This is a genomic window from Pseudomonas sp. PWP3-1b2 (assembly GCF_049896045.1).
Taxonomy (GTDB): Bacteria; Pseudomonadota; Gammaproteobacteria; order Pseudomonadales; family Pseudomonadaceae; genus Aquipseudomonas; species Aquipseudomonas antarctica_B.
Genome location: NZ_JAFCTN010000034.1, coordinates 25147 through 41902, shown reverse-complemented (window position 1 = coordinate 41902; position 16756 = coordinate 25147). Strand labels below are relative to the sequence as shown.

General features: G+C 62.9%; 17 protein-coding genes. 8 read left to right on the top strand and 9 right to left on the bottom strand.

Annotated features, from left to right (window positions below; translation table 11 throughout):
* Window positions 1-22: 22 nt before the first annotated feature.
* Window positions 23-4270, bottom strand: a complete 4248-nt coding sequence (locus tag ACP7A2_RS20415) for a DEAD/DEAH box helicase (protein ID WP_426135664.1) — start codon at window positions 4268-4270, stop codon at window positions 23-25.
* Window positions 4271-4437: 167 nt separating this feature from the next.
* On the opposite strand from ACP7A2_RS20415, the gene ACP7A2_RS20410 reads away from it, so the two are divergent.
* Entirely contained in the window at window positions 4438-5322 is an 885-nt protein-coding gene (locus tag ACP7A2_RS20410) for a sugar nucleotide-binding protein (RefSeq protein ID WP_426135663.1), read from the top strand.
* Between the two features lie 135 nt (window positions 5323-5457).
* On the opposite strand, the gene ACP7A2_RS20405 is transcribed toward ACP7A2_RS20410, so the two are convergent.
* The 5 genes from ACP7A2_RS20405 to ACP7A2_RS20385 all read right to left on the bottom strand — a co-directional run bounded on the left by ACP7A2_RS20405 (window position 5458) and on the right by ACP7A2_RS20385 (window position 9547).
* Window positions 5458-6156, bottom strand: a complete 699-nt coding sequence (locus tag ACP7A2_RS20405) for an OmpW/AlkL family protein (protein WP_348056144.1) — start codon at window positions 6154-6156, stop codon at window positions 5458-5460.
* Between the two features lie 186 nt (window positions 6157-6342).
* A complete protein-coding gene (locus tag ACP7A2_RS20400; protein ID WP_348056146.1) occupies window positions 6343-6864 on the bottom strand; it encodes a DUF3299 domain-containing protein in 522 nt (173 codons plus the stop codon).
* Between the two features lie 11 nt (window positions 6865-6875).
* Window positions 6876-8141, bottom strand: a complete 1266-nt coding sequence (locus ACP7A2_RS20395; protein ID WP_348056148.1) for an ABC transporter permease — start codon at window positions 8139-8141, stop codon at window positions 6876-6878.
* A gap of 1 nt (window position 8142) precedes the next feature.
* Window positions 8143-8853, bottom strand: coding sequence for an ABC transporter ATP-binding protein (locus tag ACP7A2_RS20390; protein ID WP_426135662.1), 711 nt, complete (start codon window positions 8851-8853; stop codon window positions 8143-8145).
* Window positions 8854-8935: 82 nt separating this feature from the next.
* Entirely contained in the window at window positions 8936-9547 is a 612-nt protein-coding gene (locus tag ACP7A2_RS20385) for a DUF2796 domain-containing protein (RefSeq protein WP_426135661.1), read from the bottom strand.
* Between the two features lie 132 nt (window positions 9548-9679).
* Between ACP7A2_RS20385 and ACP7A2_RS20380 the strand changes: the two genes are divergently transcribed.
* Window positions 9680-10021 (top strand): hypothetical protein, encoded by a 342-nt coding sequence (locus tag ACP7A2_RS20380; RefSeq protein ID WP_426135660.1) that lies wholly within the window; start codon window positions 9680-9682, stop codon window positions 10019-10021.
* Here ACP7A2_RS20380 and trxA read toward each other — a convergent pair.
* From trxA to ACP7A2_RS20365, 3 genes are all read right to left on the bottom strand, one after another.
* On the bottom strand, window positions 10018-10890 hold the full coding sequence (trxA, locus tag ACP7A2_RS20375; RefSeq protein ID WP_426135658.1) for a thioredoxin: 873 nt from the start codon (window positions 10888-10890) through the stop codon (window positions 10018-10020). The genes ACP7A2_RS20380 and trxA overlap by 4 nt on opposite strands.
* Before the next feature lie 137 nt (window positions 10891-11027).
* The gene (locus tag ACP7A2_RS20370) at window positions 11028-11684 is read right to left on the bottom strand and encodes a class I SAM-dependent methyltransferase (protein WP_426135657.1); all 657 of its coding nucleotides are present in this window, start codon (window positions 11682-11684) and stop codon (window positions 11028-11030) included.
* Window positions 11681-12136, bottom strand: coding sequence for a YbaY family lipoprotein (locus ACP7A2_RS20365; RefSeq protein WP_426135656.1), 456 nt, complete (start codon window positions 12134-12136; stop codon window positions 11681-11683). Before ACP7A2_RS20365 ends, ACP7A2_RS20370 begins: the two co-directional genes overlap by 4 nt.
* A gap of 141 nt (window positions 12137-12277) precedes the next feature.
* On the opposite strand from ACP7A2_RS20365, the gene nrdR reads away from it, so the two are divergent.
* The 6 genes from nrdR (at window position 12278) to nusB (ending at window position 16754) form a co-directional block, all read left to right on the top strand.
* Window positions 12278-12742, top strand: a complete 465-nt coding sequence (gene nrdR, locus ACP7A2_RS20360) for a transcriptional regulator NrdR (RefSeq protein WP_348056162.1) — start codon at window positions 12278-12280, stop codon at window positions 12740-12742.
* Window positions 12739-13875, top strand: a complete 1137-nt coding sequence (gene ribD / locus ACP7A2_RS20355; RefSeq protein WP_375065012.1) for a bifunctional diaminohydroxyphosphoribosylaminopyrimidine deaminase/5-amino-6-(5-phosphoribosylamino)uracil reductase RibD — start codon at window positions 12739-12741, stop codon at window positions 13873-13875. The genes nrdR and ribD overlap by 4 nt, the downstream gene beginning before the upstream one ends.
* Before the next feature lie 46 nt (window positions 13876-13921).
* Window positions 13922-14584, top strand: coding sequence for a riboflavin synthase (locus ACP7A2_RS20350; protein WP_348056166.1), 663 nt, complete (start codon window positions 13922-13924; stop codon window positions 14582-14584).
* Window positions 14585-14600: 16 nt separating this feature from the next.
* The gene (gene ribBA, locus ACP7A2_RS20345; protein ID WP_426135655.1) at window positions 14601-15692 is read left to right on the top strand and encodes a bifunctional 3,4-dihydroxy-2-butanone-4-phosphate synthase/GTP cyclohydrolase II; all 1092 of its coding nucleotides are present in this window, start codon (window positions 14601-14603) and stop codon (window positions 15690-15692) included.
* Window positions 15693-15780: 88 nt separating this feature from the next.
* Entirely contained in the window at window positions 15781-16257 is a 477-nt protein-coding gene (ribH, locus tag ACP7A2_RS20340; protein ID WP_003194576.1) for a 6,7-dimethyl-8-ribityllumazine synthase, read from the top strand.
* Window positions 16254-16754, top strand: a complete 501-nt coding sequence (gene nusB / locus ACP7A2_RS20335) for a transcription antitermination factor NusB (protein ID WP_065873720.1) — start codon at window positions 16254-16256, stop codon at window positions 16752-16754. The genes ribH and nusB overlap by 4 nt, the downstream gene beginning before the upstream one ends.
* Window positions 16755-16756: the final 2 nt, after the last annotated feature.

The following is a 16756-nucleotide window of genomic DNA, read 5'->3' as shown; positions in this document are numbered from 1 at the left end:
GCCGGTGAGGCCAATACAGGTTTCAGTGCCTGATCAACTTCTCCTGCACCACCAATTGATCCACCTCCACCAACACCTGCTGCTTACCCGCGACCATCACCGCCGCCGGCAGCCCGTCCCGGTACACCACGCGGTTCCCGCTCACTGCCGGCACTTTGTTACCCGGCAGCAGCGTGCCCACCAGATTCAGCGGGTCAGCCCCACACACCGCCACCAGGCTGCCGTCATGCGGGCGCCGCCGGACTTCACGCAGCAACGGAATCGCCTCCGGCAACGCAAACTGTTCCCCCGCCAACCCACTTACAAAACGCCCACCGCGAATCTCGCCGCGCGCCTCCAGCCGATGGAAAGTGCGCAGCAACTCACGCCAGCTCGGCAACCAGTCCGCCTCGCGCTCCATTAACCGCCAGAACACCACGCCATAACGGCGCAGCAAGGTCATCGCGACATGCTCCAGCGTCTCGGCCGAGTGCGCGCCGGCGACGGTGGGCGAACGACGCACCAATGCCCAGCGCCCGGCATCGTCCATGCCGCCGATAAACGCCCCGCGCCCACGCCGACTGCTGCGTGCCTGGCGTTTGCTGGCGGGAGTGGTCAGCGCGCGCAGGCCAGCAAAGCTGTCGGCGTTGACCAACCCTGCGCCCACCAATTCCTGCAGGGCGGTTTCCAGTTCGCTGCGCAGCAAATGGGCTTCATGCACCAGTTCATCGAAAAACAGCGCGCCCTGATCGCGCAGGGCCTGATGGACTTTCTGCGCCTTGGGCGACAGCGTCGTGCTGTCGGTGAGCTCAGTCAGCCCGCTCCACAGCGCCACCTGGCTGCGTGGCAGCAACACCACCGGCGTGCTGCGCAAGGCTATCGCGCCGGCCTTGTGGCTCAGGCGCGTCCACACCAGCTTGCCGCTGCGGCACAACTCGTCGAGCCAGGTGGATGAGTAATCCTTGAGCCGCGCGCTGAGCAAGTCGCTGTCCCAGGCCGAGGTGGCGGCGGCATAGCCTTCGAACTGGCCGACGATCTGCGCCAGCATTGCGCTGCCCTGGCCGCGCGTGCCGTCGGAGACGTGCTGCCAATCAAACAGAAAGCGCATGAAGTCCTGCAACGCCACCGGTTCGATCTCCCGGCGCAGGCGCTTCACCGTATAGCGATGAATGCGCGCCAGCAGGTGGCGTTCGCACCATTGCTCGGCGCTGGCGCCCGGGGTGAAATGGCCGCGCATCACGTAGCCTTCCTGCTCCAGGCGGGCGAGCGCCTGGCTGACGTCGGCGACCGGCAAGGCGAGGGGCGCGGCGATCTCGACCAGGCTCAGCGGGCCGAAGCCACTGAGGCGAGCGCGCAGTACCTCTGTGATCGCCTCATCAAAGGCCCACGGCTCATCGAAGCCGGGCAGCATCGGCAAGCCGTTGGGGTAAATCGCCTGTAAACAATTCAAACGTTCCACGGCGACCCACAGGCCATTGTGCAATTGGAATGCGCGGCCACCCTTGGCCAGCGTGTTCAGCCATTCGGCCCACTGCGGCGTGACTTCGATCTGGGCGATACACGCCAGGCTCATCAACGCCTCATGCATTTCATCGAGGCCTTGGGGCGCCGGCCAGGCTTCCTCGCGTACCCCGGCGATGGCGTCCAGGTCCAGCGCGCCGAGGTCGTCGGTACTTTGCGGGTCGCTCCAGCGCCGGTTGAGCACGGCCTGGGTACGGCGTTCTTCCAGCGGCGCGTCGTCAAGAAAGGTGTAGGGGCGCGCACTGAGATTTTCTGCGGCCATGGGCGAGGGCGCGGGCAGGTCGCGGCTGATCAGGCGCACGTCGCCGTTCTCCATACGCCGCAGCAGGGCCAGCCAACCGTCGCTGTCCATGGCGTCGTGCAGGCAGTCGTTGAGGGTTTGTTCCACCAGCGGGTGCTCGGGCACTTCGCGTTCACCGGCGAGGTTTTCCAGGCAGGCGATCTGGTCGGGAAACACACTGGCGATGAGGTCTTCGCTTTTCATGCGCTGGATCTGCGGCGCCACTTTGCGCCCGCCGGTAAAGCGCGGCAACGCCAGCGCCACACCGGCATTCCAGCGCCAGCGCACGCCGAACAGCGGCGCTTCCAGTACGGCCTGAATCAGTATGTGCTCAGCGGTGTGGCTGTTGAGATAGCGCCACACTTCATCCAGCTCAAAACTGTGACGGGTGGACAGCGACAACACGATCGCATTTTCGCTGGCCGCCGCCTGCAATTCGACGTTGAACGTGCGGCAAAAGCGCTTACGCAGCGCCAGGCCCCAGGCGCGGTTGATACGGCTGCCAAACGGCGTGTGGATGATCAATTGGGTGCCGCCGGAAGCGTCGAAAAACCGCTCCATGATCAAGGTGTCCTGAGACGGCAACGCGCTGAGGGCCAAGCGGGTACGGGCCAGGTAATCGAGAATTTGTTCAGCGCTGGCGCGGTTCAGGCCCAGGGTTTCGCTGAGCCAGTCCTGCGCGCCTTGCAGGTCGCCGGGGGTGGCGCTCAATAACGCGTCCAGCTGTCCCTGAAACCGCGCCACCGCCGCTGACAATTCGTTGCTGCGCCCCGGTGCTTCGCCGAGCCAGAACGGGATGGTCGGCGGCTGCCCATGGGCGTCTTCGACCCGCACTTTGCCGGCTTCCACCCGCAGGATTCGGTAGGACGTGTTACCCAGCTGGAAGATATCCCCGGCGATGCTTTCCACCGCGAAGTCTTCGTTGACGCTGCCGATATTCAGGCTCTGAGGTTCGAGCAACACGCTGTAGTCGGCGTTATCGGGGATGGTGCCGCCACTGGTCACGGCAGTGAGCCTGGCGCCACGGCGGCCGCGCAGGGTGTGGGTCACGGCGTCGCGGTGCAGGTAGGCGCTGCGGATGCCCTGACGACCGTTGTAGCCGTCCGAGAGCATTTGCAGCAGCGCCTGATAATGGCGCTCGTCCAATTCGGCGAAGGGTGAGGCGCGGCGGATCAACGCGAGCAGCGCCTGTTCCGACCATTCTTGGGCGCTGACCTCGGCGATGATCTGCTGGGCCAGTACGTCCAGCGGCGCTACGGGGATGTGCAGCGTGTCCAGCTCGCCTCGGCGCACGCAGTCGAGCAGGGCGGCGCATTCGATCAAGTCATCGCGCGTTGTCGCGAACAGGCGCCCCTTGGGCGTGCCGCCGACCTGGTGGCCGGAGCGGCCGACCCGTTGCAGAAAGCCGTTGATGGAGCCCGGCGAGCCGATCTGACAGACCAGATCCACATCGCCAATATCAATCCCCAATTCCAGCGACGCGGTGGCGATCAACACTTGCAGCTCGCCAGCCTTGAGCCGTTGCTCGGCGTCCAGGCGCATTTCCTTGGCCAGGCTGCCGTGGTGAGCGGCCACGGCGGTTTTGCCCAGGCGCTCGCTCAAGTGCCGCGCCAGGCGTTCGGCCAGGCGCCGGGTGTTGACGAATACCAACGTGGTGCGGTGCTCGCGGGCCAGTGCCGCGAGGCGGTCGTAGACCAATTCCCACACGTCGTTGGCCATCACCGCCGAGAGCGGCACCGGCGGCACTTCGATATCCAGGTCGCGGGGGCGGGCATGGCCGATGTCGACAATCGCGCATTCGCGGCCCGTGCCCACCAGAAAGCGCGACACGGCCTCAATGGGCTTTTGCGTGGCAGACAGGCCGATGCGCGTCAACGGCTCGGCGCACAAGCCTTGCAGGCGTTCCAGGCTCAGGGCCAGGTGACTGCCGCGTTTGCCGGCGGCGATGGCATGGATTTCATCGACGATCACCGTGCGCGTGTTGGCGAGCATTAGCCGGCCGGAGTCTGAGCCGAGCAGTACGTAGAGCGATTCGGGTGTGGTGACGAGGATATGCGGCGGGCGCTTGCGCATCTGCACGCGGTCTTTTTGCGGGGTGTCGCCGGTGCGCACGGCGGTGCGGATCTCCAGCGGCGGCAAGCCCAGGCGCTGCAAGTGCTCGCTGATCCCGGCCAGCGGGTTTTGCAGGTTGATCTGGATGTCGTTGGACAGCGCCTTGAGCGGCGACACGTAAACCACCTGCGTTTCATCCGGCAGGTGCCCGCCGTTGGCCAGGCCTTGGTGAACCAGGTCATCAAGCACCGCGAGGAACGCTGTGAGCGTTTTACCGGAGCCGGTGGGCGCGGCGATCAGCGTTGAGCGGCGCTGGCGAATCAGCGGCCACGCCTGGGCCTGGGCGCCGGTCACCGAGGGGAATGTGCTGCGAAACCAGGCGCTGACGGCGGGGTGAAAACCGCTCAACGCCGTGTCGGTGAGTTCAGGAAGGTTCATCCAGTGATTGATAGCGCCCGCTTCAACAAGTTGCAACCGCGCACTTTATCCGTGACGGTTGCGCTACAAACCCGCAAAATGCAACGATTCTGATTAAACCCTACGTCAGGCCTCACACGCCTGCCGACCATAGCCATCGTTCCAAACAGACCGGGCCTGCTCAATCTATGCGAATGCGCCTTATGTTACTGGGCGGCGGGAATGCCCTCGGGCAAGCGCTGATTCGCCTCGGTGCAGAGGAAGACATTGGTTTCCTCGCACCCAAACCGCCCCAAGACGGCTGGGATGCCGCGAGCCTTACCCAATTGCTCGACGACACTCGTCCCGATGCGTTGATCAACCTCGCCTACTATTTCGACTGGTTCCAGGCCGAAGCCGTCAGTGATACCCGCCTGGCCAGCCAGGAATACGCCATCGAGCGCTTGGCCGAACTGTGCCAGCACCACAACATCACCTTGGTGCAACCGTCCAGCTACCGCGTATTCGACGGCTCCCGCGCCACCGCCTACAGCGAAAAAGACGAACCAGTGCCCCTGGGCCTGCGCGGTCAAGCGTTGTGGCGTATCGAACAAAGCGTGCGCGCCACCTGCCCGCAACATGTGTTGCTGCGGTTTGGCTGGTTGCTGGATGACAGCGTCGACGGCACGCTCGGGCGCTTCCTGGCCCGGGCTGAAAAAGCCGATGAATTGCTGATGGCGGATGACCGTCGCGGCAATCCGACGCCGGTGGACGATGCGGCGCGGGTCATTATTTCTGTGCTCAAGCAACTCGATTGTGCGGCGCCGTTGTGGGGCACGTATCACTACGCCGGGCATGAGGCGACCACGCCGTTGGCGCTGGGCCAGGCGATTCTCACCGAAGCGCGCAATTTCCATCCGCTGGCCGTAGAATCCCCGACGGCCCAGGCGCATGCCGCACGGCCGGACGCAGCGGACGAACCGCAACACGCGGTGCTGGCCTGCAAGAAAATCCTGCACACCTTTGGCATCAAACCACGGGCTTGGCGGGCGGGGTTGCCGGCGCTGCTGGACCGGTTCTACCGCCGCAGCTGACACCCCACAAAACCCAATGTGGGAGCGGGCTTGCTCGCGAATGCGCAATGTCAGTCAACACATGGGTCGACTGATTCAGCGCTTTCGCGAGCAAGCCCGCTCCCACGGGGGTATGCAGTGTCGGTTAGACCGGGTTTAGAACTTGTAACCAATCCCCACCATGTAAACCATCGGGTCAACATCCACGTTGACCTTGGCACGCGTGCCCTGGGCCAGTGCATTGTTATCCACAGTCGCCTTGGTGCTGATGTCGATGTAGCGCGCCTGGGCGTTGATCATCCACTTGTCGTTGATCATGTAGTCGGCGCCGATCTGCGCGGCCCAGCCCCAGGAATTCTCGGCCTTGAAGTTGCTGAAACCGGCTTGTTCGGCGCGGCTGCCGACGTGCTCGTCGTAGATCCAGGTGTAGTTGATACCGGCGCCCACGTACGGCTGGAAGGCTGACTTGTTGTCCAGCGGGTAGTACACGACGCTCAGGGTTGGCGGCAGGTGTTTCAGGGTGCCGAGCTTGCCGTTGGCAGCGCCGAGGGCGGTGTTCTTGATCTTCACGTCGTGCTCGAACGGCGTGGCCGCGAGCAATTCGATACCGACGTGGTCGGTGAGCATGTAGGCGAAGTTGAGGCCCAATTGGGTGTCGCTGCTCATGGTCGCCTTGCCGCCCAGGTTGGTGCCGGCCAACGGGCCCTGGTCAACCTTGACGCTGCTGCTGTCGGCCTTCGGATTCACGGTAATTGCACCGGCACGAACCAGAATGTCGCCCGCTTCGTGAGCGTGGACGACGGGGGCGGCGAGGGCGAGCGCGAAGAGGGACGCGCCGAGCAGAGACTTGTTCATGGGAGCTCCAAAAGGACGTTAAAAGTTGTACGTCCAATGGTAAAGATCGTTCCGTTTGATCTTTTGACTCAGCTCAATGAAAGGGCTATCTACCCGTTACAACACAGATCAAAAACTGTGGGAGCGGGCTTGCTCGCCACAGCAAGCCCGCTCCCACATGGGATTTTCAGTGTTGTTGAGTCAGCGTTATTCCTCCAACTCGTAAACGTAAATCTTGTCCGCATCCATCTGGTAACCGGCATCCGCCAGTTCACTGGACGACGGCTTGACCTGCATCGCACCCTCGATCCAATACGGCTGATACAGCTCATCGAGCTTCACGCCGACTTCGCTTTTCACGTGCACGATCTGGTTCGACGGCGGCGGTGGCACGTGGATGCAGGCGCCGAAATACGGCACCAGCAAAAACTCGGTAGTGCGGCCTTCTTCGCTGACTTCCAGCGGCACGATGTAACCCGGCAAGCGGATGTGCTGGCCGTCGAGGCTCTGCACCACCGGTGCGTTCGGTAAATCCTGCTTGGCCGCTGGCGCTGCTTCGACCGACAACGCATCGGCCATGTTCGACAAGTCGTGCAGCGGCTTCATGTTAGGGATTTCCGGCGGCGCGTCCGGCGGAATCATCTCCTGCCACGACAAGTCCTTGGGTTGTTCCTCGGCCCAGGCGGGCACGGCCACCAGCAGCAACAGCGCAAACAATGCACGACGCATCACGACCTCTCTCATAAACGAATCGACAGGCCGTCGGCCAGGGATTGCCGATAGGCGCGCCACGCAGGCACGGCGCCCATCAGCAGCGCGGCGGCGAGGATACCGGCGAGCAGCGTCCATTCATATTCGCTCGGCCACGACATCGGCAAGTCCAGGCCGTAATTGGCCTGCAAATACCCCCGCGAAGCGGCGATGCACACATACAGCAGGCCCACGCCCGCCACCACGCCGGACAGCGCCAAAGCGAAGGCTTCAAAAATCAGCAGCGTCGCGATATGCCACGGGCGTGCGCCCACCGAGCGCAAAATCGCCATCTCGCGGCGGCGCTCGTTAAGGCTGGTGAGGATCGCCGTGAGCATGCCGATCAAACCTGTCAGCACCACGAACAGCGAGATCACGAACAGCGCTTTTTCGGCGGTGCCCATCATGCTCCACAGCTCTTGCAGCGCCACGCCGGGCAGGATCGCCAGCATCGGCTCGCCGCGGAATTCATTGATTTCCCGTTGCAGGGCGAAGGTGGAAATCTTGTTGTTCAGCCCGAGCATGAACGCGGTGATCGCCTGCGGCGTCAGGTCCATATTGCGCGCCTGATCGGCACTGATGCGGCCTTTGCCCTGGGCGGGCACGCCGTTGTGCCAGTCGATATGGATCGCTTCCATGCCGCCCAGGCTAATGTGCAACGTGCGGTCCACCGGGGTGCCGGTGCGCTTGAGAATGCCGACCACGGTGAACGGTTTGTCATCGTGTTTGACCAGGCTGACCACCGCCACGCCGTGGGCCAGCACCAGCTTGTCGCCGAGTTTGTAATGCAACGCGTCGGCGACTTCGGCGCCGAGCACCACTTCAAACGGGTCGGTGGCAAAGGCGCGCCCGCTGGCGAGTTCGAGGTTTTGCTTGCGGCCGTATTGGTAGTGCTCGAAGTAGGATTCGTTGGTGCCCATCACGCGGTAGCCGCGGTGAGAATCGCCGAGGGAAATCGGAATCGCCCATTTCACCTGCGGGTTGGCGGCGAAGTGCTCGTAGCTGTCCCAGCGGATATTGTTGGTGGCATTGCCGATGCGAAACACCGAGTACAGCAACAGGTTCACCGAGCCGGAACGGGCGCCGACGATCAGGTCGGTGCCGCTGATGGTGCTGGCGAAACTGTTGCGCGCCTCAACGCGCACGCGCTCTACCGCGAGCAACAAACAGACTGAAAGCGCAATGGCGAACGCGGTGAGTATCGCGGTAAAGCGGCGGTTAGCCAGGCTGGCCATGGCTAGACGAAACAAATACATCTCAAACCTCTGCGGGCGTGGCGGCGCGATTGAGTTCGGCCAGTGACAGGTGGCGGTCGAACAGCGGCGCAAGGCTCTGGTCATGGCTGACGAATAACAGGCTGGCGCCGGCTTCGCGGCACTCGGCGAACAGCAAGCGGATGAAGGCTTCGCGGGCGTCGTAATCGAGGGCCGAGGTGGGTTCGTCGGCGATGACCAGTTCCGGTTGGCCGATCAACGCGCGGGCGGCTGCGACCCGTTGCTGTTGGCCGATGGACAGCGAATCGGCACGGCGTTCGAGCAAATCCTTGTCCTTCAAACCCAGGTGCGCCAGCAAGGTCGCGGCGGCCTGGTCGACGCTGCCATGACGCTGCTTCGCCCGCTGCGCGCGCAGCCTGGAGAAGTGACAAGGCAGCTCGACGTTCTCGCGCACCGACAGAAACGGCAGCAGGTTGAACTGCTGGAAGATGTAGCCGGTGTGGTCCACGCGAAAGCGGTCGCGGGCGCCGGCGGAGAGTTCGGTCAGCTCCTGGCCGAGCAGGCGAATACTGCCCCGGCTGGGTTTCTGTACGCCGCCGAGCAGGCCGAGCAACGTGGTTTTGCCACTGCCGCTGGGGCCTTTGAGAAACAGGGTTTCACCCGCTTCCAGGCGGAACGCAGGGATGTCCAGCAACTGCGGGTGACCGGGCCAGTTGAAGCCCAGGTCAGACAGTTCGATTAACGCTTGAGTCATTGGAAATCACAGGTCTCAAAAAAATGGTGCAAAACCCTGTGGGAGCAGGCAACCCAGCTCCCACATTTACCGCAGTATCAAATCAGAATTTCAGGGTGGCTGCCTGGGCCGTGGCTTCAACACCTTGCTGGCCGCTCGGGCCGATCAGTTGTACCTGAATTTTCTGGGTGGCGGGGAAGGTCTTGAACACCTGGGTCAGGTCCAGGTTGCTCAGGGCCGTCGGCGTGGCGCAGGTGAACTGGTAGTGGGCGTGGATTTCGCTGTGGTCGTGATGATGTTCGTGGGCGGCTGCGCCTTTGCCGTCGGTGGCGTGGTCATCATCGTCGTCGTCATGCTCGGCTTCAGGCTTGTCGCCGAACAACGGGCTGTTGAGTTCCTGGGTGCTGACTACGCAACCGGCGCCCTTGGGCAGGTTGAACAGGGCCAGCGGGCTTTCCAGCTGTTTGCGCGCGGCGGCAACCTTGGCTTTGTCGGCGGCGGTTGTGGCTTGGTGTTCGAAGCCCACGAGGTTCATGGCCGGGCTGTCGAATTCCAGTTCAAGTGTTTGGCCGTCGAGTACCGCATTGAGGCGGCCGACGCCATGTTCATGGGCGCCAAGGCTGCCGTGCTCGTGTTCGTGGTCGTGTTCTTCAGCGGCGTGCGCGAGAGCGAGTGGCAGCAGGGCAAACGGTAAGGCGAGCAGCAGACGGCGCATTGAGAAAGCTCCAGAATATGAAAGTTTTGTTATGTGATCTTATAACAATAATGACAGGAGTTTGAACGCCCGCTTGGCGTTGCGCAAGTCGCGTGGGAGCATGCTTGTCGGAAAAGTGCGGGAGTAAACGCGATGTTACGAATCCGTGGAACCGTCGGCGACCTGCCGGTGGACCTGACCCTGGAGCTGGACGACGGCGATTGGGCGCGGCTGGGCGCGCAGTTGAAGGCGGCCCCCGTGGCCAGCGAGCCGGCAGCGGCGCCGGTCAAGCAAAACGATGACCTGTGGCAGAACGCACAGGACCTGTTGCGCAATGCCGGGCAACTCAGCGGCCTGGAATTAATCGATCAACTGGAAGGGTTGGCCGGCGATGCCGCGTCAGGCAAGCGCCTGCTGGTGCGCCTGCGCCACAGTTCAAACGTAAAAGTGCTCAGCGGCGGGGATACGCCGCTGTACAGCTGGATCGGCGATTAATACAGCGCGGCAAATAATTTGCGACGGTAAACGCTCACCAGCGGATGGTCGTTACCCAGCAGCTCGAACACCTGCAGCAAGGTCTTGTGCGGCAAGCCTTCGCTGTAGCTGCGATTGCGGACAAACAGCTTGAGCAAGCCTTCCAGCGCCGCGTCGTATTGCTGGCGCGCCAGTTGCTGAATGCTCAGTTGATAGGCCGCTTCATCGTCCTGCGGGTTTTGCCCCAGGCGGCTTTTCAGGTCGGCTGCGTCTGGCAGGTCGGCGGCCTGGCGCAGGAAGGTGATCTGCGCCTTGGCCCCGGCCAGCGCGGCTTTGTGGTCATCGCTTTTGACCGCGTCGAGCACGGCCTGGGCTTCGCCCAGCTCACCGCGTTCGGCCAGGCAGCGCGCGTACAGGATCAGCGCGGCGGCGTTGGTGTTGTCCTCACCCAGCAAGGCAACCAGCAGCGCTTCTGCGTCGCTGATACGGCCTTCGGCGAACAGAGCCTGAGCCTGCTCAAGCGGATCGGCAGCCGCGGGTGGCGGCATCTTCACATGCGGTTCCAGCATCGCCCGCACCGCCGATTCGGGCTGCGCCCCGGCAAACCCGTCCACCGGCTGGCCGTCCTTGAACAGTACTACCGTCGGCAGGCTCTGAATGCCAAAACGCGCAACGATATCCTGCTCGGCTTCGCAATCAACCTTGGCCAGCAGCAGCTCGCCCTGATAACTCTCGGCAATCTGCGCCAGCATCGGCATCAACGCCTTGCACGGCGCACACCACTCGGCCCAGAAATCCACCAGCACGGGTTTTTCGAATGAGTTCTGAATAACGGCCTGGTCGAAGGTCGCGGTGGTGGCGTCGAAGATGTACGGCGTGGGCTCACTCATGGGGCGTCTCGAATAAAGCGGGAATGGGGCAACTATAAGGGCTGGCGCGGGCGGCTGAAAGCGCGGTGAGTTGAAGATCAGCCCGCTCCCACAGGGGAATGTGATCACCTGTGGGAGCGGGCTTGCCCGCGATGGCCTCAAGAACGCCGCGAATGGTACAGGCTCACCTTGCGAAACTCCCAAGGCTCGGCTAGATCCGGCAGCGTCATCGCATCAAGAATTTCCAGGCGCTTGTAAGCCGGGTGCTGGAAGTCTCTTACCCGTGAATCCGCCACCAGCGCTTCACGGCCACGGCTGAGGAAGTGATCCAGCAACGGCAGGTTGGCGCGGTCGTAGAGCACATCGGCGACCAGGATCAGGTCGAAGCGATCGGGTTCGGCGAAAAAATCTGCTGAATATTTCAGCTCGACACCATTGAGTTCAGCATTCGCCCGGCAAGACGCCAGCGCCAGCGGATCAAGGTCGCAGGCCACCACCTCCAGGGCGCCGGCTTTGACGGCAGCAATACCTGCCACGCCGGAGCCGGCGCCGAAGTCCAGCACGCGTTTGCCAGCGACCCACTCGGGGTTTGCCGCCAGGTAACGTGCCAGTGCGAGGCCGCTGGCCCAGCAGAAACTCCAGTAGGGCGGTTCATGCAGGATGCGTTGGGTTTCTTCCTGGCTGAAGGCGCGGTCCATGTTGTCCGCATCCAACAGCCACAACGACAGCTCGGTGCCCGGCAGAGGGCAGGGCACCAGGTGCGCGTCGCCGATCAGTTTGCTCAACGCGGCTTGCAGGTCCAGCGGTGGCATCATGGTGCCTTGACGAATTGCAGAGGGCCGGTGGTCTGAGTGATCGCCTGAGTGATGCGCACGGCGGGCAGGTGCAGGATCAATTGGCCGGACTGGCTGGCGCGGCCACGCAATTCAACGCGGGCGCCGGCCGGGAAGGCTTCAGGATTGAAGCGCAGGCGGAAGGCTATGGGCTTGCCATTGCCGGTCAACACGCTGCTGGCCAGCAGTTGTTGTGGGCGGTTGCGCTCGTCGATCACCAACAACGCCATTTCGACTTCGGCATTGGCGGGCACGCCGTTGAGGATGCCGCTGATTTCGCGCTGAAACGCCGGCAATGGGCCGAGGTCTTCAATACCGGGCACTTTTTTCTCTTGGGCGGGCGTCGGTTGAGGCGCGGCAGGCTTGGGGGCAGGGCTGCTGCAGGCGACCAGAAAACCGAACAGGGTGAGTAAAACAAGTGGTCGTAACTGCATGTACGGCTCCAGAAAGGGCAAAATCCGTGGCTTTGAAATAAACAAACATAGTAAGCCTGCCTATATACCGTAAAGGCTATGGCTTGTCTTGCGACGGGGATGCGCTACCATGGCCCTCCCTTTATTTGTTGCCTGCCAACCATGCACTGTCCCTTCTGCGGTGCCAACGACACCAAGGTCATTGACTCGCGTCTGGTCGCCGAGGGCGATCAAGTGCGTCGCCGGCGCGAATGCCTGGCCTGCGGTGAGCGTTTCACCACCTTCGAAACCGCCGAACTGGTGTTGCCGCGTCTGATCAAGTCCGACGGCAGCCGCCAGCCTTTCGACGAAGACAAACTGCGCGCCGGTATGCAGCGCGCCCTGGAAAAACGCCCGGTGAGTGTCGAGCGGCTGGAGGCTGCGCTGGTGCATATCAAGCACAAGCTGCGTGCCACCGGCGAGCGCGAGGTCAAGAGCCTGGTGGTGGGAGAATTGGTGATGGGCGAGCTGCAAAAGCTCGACGAAGTCGCCTATATCCGTTTCGCCTCGGTGTATCGACGCTTCCAGGACCTCAATGAGTTCCGCGAAGAAATCGACCGCCTGGCCCGTGAGCCACACAAACAATGACCCAGCCGTCTGCCGAACAAGCCGTGCTCGACGCCCATTACATGGCCCGCGCCCTCGAACTTGCGCGCAAGGGCCTGTACACCACCCACCCCAACCCTCGGGTTGGCTGCGTGATCGTGCGTGACGGGCAGATTGTCGGCGAAGGCTGGCATGTGCGCACCGGTGAACCCCACGCCGAGCCCAACGCCCTGCGCGCCGCAGGCGACAAGGCGCGTGGCGCGACGGTGTACGTGACCCTCGAGCCGTGCAGCCACCACGGGCGCACGCCGCCGTGCGCCGATGCGCTGGTGAGTGCCGGTGTCGCGCGCGTGGTGGCCGGCATGCAGGACCCGAACCCGGAAGTGGCGGGGCGCGGCATGCAGCGTCTGGCTCAGGCCGGTATCGAAACCCGCAGCGGCGTGCTGGAAAAAGAAGCGCGCGCGCTCAATCCGGGTTTCCTGAAACGCATGGAACACGGCCTGCCGTTTGTTCGGGTCAAGCTCGCGATGAGCCTGGACGGTCGTACCGCCATGGCCAGCGGCGAAAGCCAATGGATCACCGGCCCGGCGGCCCGCGCTGCGGTACAACGCCTGCGGGCCGAGGCCAGCGTGGTGCTGACCGGCGCCGACACGGTGTTGGCCGACGGCGCGCGCTTGACCGTGCGCGCCGCCGAGCTGGGCCTGGATGAAGAAACCACCGCGCTGGCCATGTCGCGCCCGCCGTTGCGTGTGTTGATCGATGGCCGCCTGCGCGTGCCGCTCAATGCACCGTTCTTCAAGGCCGGCCCGGCGCTGGTCATCACCTGCGTGACCGCAGAAAACCAGTTCCCCCGCGGCCCCGAGTGCCTGGTAGTGCCGGGCGTTGAAGGGCAGGTTGACCTGCGCTCTGCCTTGGTGGCGCTGGCTGCCCGTGGCGTCAACGAAGTGCTGGTGGAAGCCGGCCCCAGCCTCGCAGGCGCGTTCGCCCAACAAGGGCTGGTGGACGAATACGTGATTTTCGTCGCCGGCAAGTTCCTTGGCTCCGCCGCCCGGCCTTTGCTGGACTGGCCGCTTGAGAAACTGGCCGACGCCCCCCAACTCAAGATCATTGATATGCGCGCTGTAGGCGACGACTGGCGAGTCACTGCCATACCGCTTCCACCAGCGAGCGTATAATTCTGACCGGGCGCTCAAGCGCCCGTCCCGTTTTCAGGAGAAGGCCATGTTCACCGGCATTATCGAATCCATCGGCAGCATTCGCGCCATGACCCCCAAAGGTGGCGACGTACGCCTGCTGGTTGAAACCGGCAAGCTCGACCTCGGCGACGTCAAGCTGGGCGACAGCATTGCCGTCAGCGGCGTGTGCCTGACCGTTATCGAGTTGCCGGGCAACGGTTTTGCCGCCGATGTCAGCCGGGAAACCCTGGACTGCACCGCGATGAACGATCTTGCGGCCGGCAGCCCGGTCAACCTGGAAAAAGCCCTGACCCCGACCACCCGCCTGGGCGGTCACCTGGTCAGCGGCCACGTCGACGGCGTCGGCGAAGTGGTTTCTCGCAGCGAAAACGCGCGTGCCGTGGAATTCCGTATCCGCGCACCCAAAGAGCTGGCCAAGTACATCGCCCACAAAGGCTCGATCACCGTTGATGGCACCAGCCTCACCGTGAACGCCGTGAATGGCGCCGAATTTGAATTGACCATCATTCCTCACACCCTCAGCGAAACCATCATGGCGTCGTACCAGCCGGGTCGCCGGGTGAACCTGGAAGTGGACTTGCTCTCCCGTTACCTGGAACGCCTGTTGTTGGGCGACAAGGCCGCAGAGCCAACCAGCAGTAACATCACTGAAAGCTTTTTGGCCGCCAACGGCTACCTTAAATCCTGACCCAAGGGGGTGCCGCGTGGCGCTCAACAGTATCGAAGAACTGGTTGAAGACATCCGCCAAGGCAAGATGGTCATCCTCATGGATGACGAAGACCGCGAGAACGAAGGCGACATCATCATGGCCGCCGAAGCCTGCCTGCCTGAGCACATCAACTTCATGGCCAAGCACGCCCGCGGGCTGATCTGCATGCCCATGAGCCGTGAGCGCTGCGAACTGCTCAAGCTGCCGTTGATGGCGCCGCGCAACGGGTCGGGTTTCGGCACCAAGTTCACCGTGTCCATTGAAGCAACCACCGGCGTCACCACCGGTATTTCTGCGGCTGACCGCGCTCGCACTGTGCAAGCCGCCGCCGCGAAAGATGCCAAGGCTGAAGACATCGTCAGCCCCGGCCACATCTTCCCGCTGATGGCCCAACCGGGCGGTACCCTCGCGCGTGCCGGTCACACCGAAGCCGCCTGCGACCTGGCGCGCATGGCCGGTTTCGAGCCGAGCGGCGTGATCTGCGAAGTGATGAACGACGACGGCACCATGGCCCGTCGTACTGAACTCGAAGCGTTTGCCGCCGAGCACAACCTCAAGATCGGCACCATCGCCGACCTGATTCACTACCGCATGATCCACGAACGTACCGTTCAGCGGATTGCCGAGCAGCCGCTGGACAGCGAACTGGGCCACTTCAATTTGGTGACCTACCGTGATTCAGTGGAAGGCGACGTGCACATGGCCCTGACCCTGGGCAGCATTTCTGCCGAAGAACCGACGCTGGTGCGCGTGCACAACATGGACCCGTTGCGCGACCTGTTGATGGTCAATCAACCCGGCCGCTGGAGCCTGCGCGCCGCCATGTCTGCGGTTTCCAAGGCCGGCAGCGGTGTGGTGTTGTTGCTCGGTAACCCGGTGGATGGCGACGTTTTGCTTGCGCACATTCGCGAAACCGCCGAGCACACTCAGGTCAAAACACCGACCACCTACAGCATCGTCGGTGCCGGTTCGCAGATCCTGCGTGACCTCGGCGTGCGCAAAATGCGCCTGATGAGTGCGCCGATGAAATTTAATGCGATATCCGGTTTCGATCTGGAAGTTGTAGAATACGTGCCCTCCGAATAAAGGCTGGCGATTCTTGCGCCTTGTTCGCGGTAAAAACATCATTGAGGGACGCACTTTTCGCGTCCCTGCTCTTTAAGAGATTTGTCGAATGACCCTGAAGACCATCGAAGGTACCTTCATCGCCCCTAAAGGCCGCTACGCACTGGTTGTTGGCCGCTTCAACAGCTTCGTGGTTGAAAGCCTGGTGAGCGGTGCCGTGGACGCCCTGGTTCGCCACGGTGTGAGCGAAAGCGATATCACCCTGATCCGTGCCCCTGGCGCCTTCGAAATTCCACTGGTTGCGCAGAAAGTTGCACAGCAGGGTGAATACGCAGCGATCATCGCCCTCGGCGCGGTCATTCGTGGCGGTACGCCACACTTCGAATACGTGGCAGGCGAATGCACCAAGGGCCTGGCCCAGGTGTCCATGGAGTTCGGCGTACCCGTCGCTTTCGGCGTGCTGACCGTGGATTCCATCGAGCAAGCCATCGAGCGTTCCGGCACCAAGGCCGGCAACAAAGGCGCTGAAGCGGCCTTGTCCGCCCTGGAAATGGTTAGCCTGCTGTCGCAACTGGAGGCCAAATGATTTCCGACGAGAGCGATCGTTTCAATCCTCGCGATGAGCGTCCAGCCGACGCCGGCAAACCGTCCAAGAACGAGAAGCGCCGCGCTGCTCGTCAATTGGCCACCCAGGCGCTGTACCAGCGTCAGATGGCCGGTGCATCGCTGAACGAAATCGAAGCGCAGTTTCGCGTCGATAACGACTTCACCTTCGCTGACCTGCCGTACTTTCACGACATCCTGCACGGTGTGTATGCGCACCTGAGCGAGATCGACACGGCCCTGGCACCTTGCCTGGACCTGACCATCGAAGAGCTGGACCCGGTTGAACTGTGCGTGATGCGCCTGTCCACCTGGGAACTGCTGTATCGCGTCGACGTGCCGTACCGCGTGGTGATCAACGAAGGCATCGAACTGGCGAAAGTCTACGGTTCGACCGACGGCCACAAGTTCGTCAACGGCGTGCTCGACAAGCTGGCGCCGCGCCTGCGTGAAGCCGAAGTGAAGGCGTACAAGCGCTGATT

Bases quoted from the DNA above. Each gene is read 5' to 3' on its own strand.
- nusB (WP_065873720.1), top strand. From the start codon at position 16,254: ATGATTTCCGACGAGAGCGATCGTTTCAATCCTCGCGATGAGCGTCCA.
- ACP7A2_RS20365 (WP_426135656.1), bottom strand. From the start codon at position 12,136: ATGCAGTTACGACCACTTGTTTTACTCACCCTGTTCGGTTTTCTGGTC.
- ACP7A2_RS20400 (WP_348056146.1), bottom strand. From the start codon at position 6,864: ATGCGTCGTGCATTGTTTGCGCTGTTGCTGCTGGTGGCCGTGCCCGCC.
- ribD (WP_375065012.1), top strand. From the start codon at position 12,739: ATGACCCAGCCGTCTGCCGAACAAGCCGTGCTCGACGCCCATTACATG.
- trxA (WP_426135658.1), bottom strand. From the start codon at position 10,890: ATGAGTGAGCCCACGCCGTACATCTTCGACGCCACCACCGCGACCTTC.
- ACP7A2_RS20380 (WP_426135660.1), top strand. From the start codon at position 9,680: ATGTTACGAATCCGTGGAACCGTCGGCGACCTGCCGGTGGACCTGACC.
- ACP7A2_RS20390 (WP_426135662.1), bottom strand. From the start codon at position 8,853: ATGACTCAAGCGTTAATCGAACTGTCTGACCTGGGCTTCAACTGGCCC.
- ACP7A2_RS20410 (WP_426135663.1), top strand. From the start codon at position 4,438: ATGCGAATGCGCCTTATGTTACTGGGCGGCGGGAATGCCCTCGGGCAA.
- ACP7A2_RS20405 (WP_348056144.1), bottom strand. From the start codon at position 6,156: ATGAACAAGTCTCTGCTCGGCGCGTCCCTCTTCGCGCTCGCCCTCGCC.
- ACP7A2_RS20415 (WP_426135664.1), bottom strand. From the start codon at position 4,270: ATGAACCTTCCTGAACTCACCGACACGGCGTTGAGCGGTTTTCACCCC.
- ribH (WP_003194576.1), top strand. From the start codon at position 15,781: ATGACCCTGAAGACCATCGAAGGTACCTTCATCGCCCCTAAAGGCCGC.
- ACP7A2_RS20395 (WP_348056148.1), bottom strand. From the start codon at position 8,141: ATGTATTTGTTTCGTCTAGCCATGGCCAGCCTGGCTAACCGCCGCTTT.
- ACP7A2_RS20385 (WP_426135661.1), bottom strand. From the start codon at position 9,547: ATGCGCCGTCTGCTGCTCGCCTTACCGTTTGCCCTGCTGCCACTCGCT.
- ACP7A2_RS20370 (WP_426135657.1), bottom strand. From the start codon at position 11,684: ATGATGCCACCGCTGGACCTGCAAGCCGCGTTGAGCAAACTGATCGGC.
- nrdR (WP_348056162.1), top strand. From the start codon at position 12,278: ATGCACTGTCCCTTCTGCGGTGCCAACGACACCAAGGTCATTGACTCG.
- ACP7A2_RS20350 (WP_348056166.1), top strand. From the start codon at position 13,922: ATGTTCACCGGCATTATCGAATCCATCGGCAGCATTCGCGCCATGACC.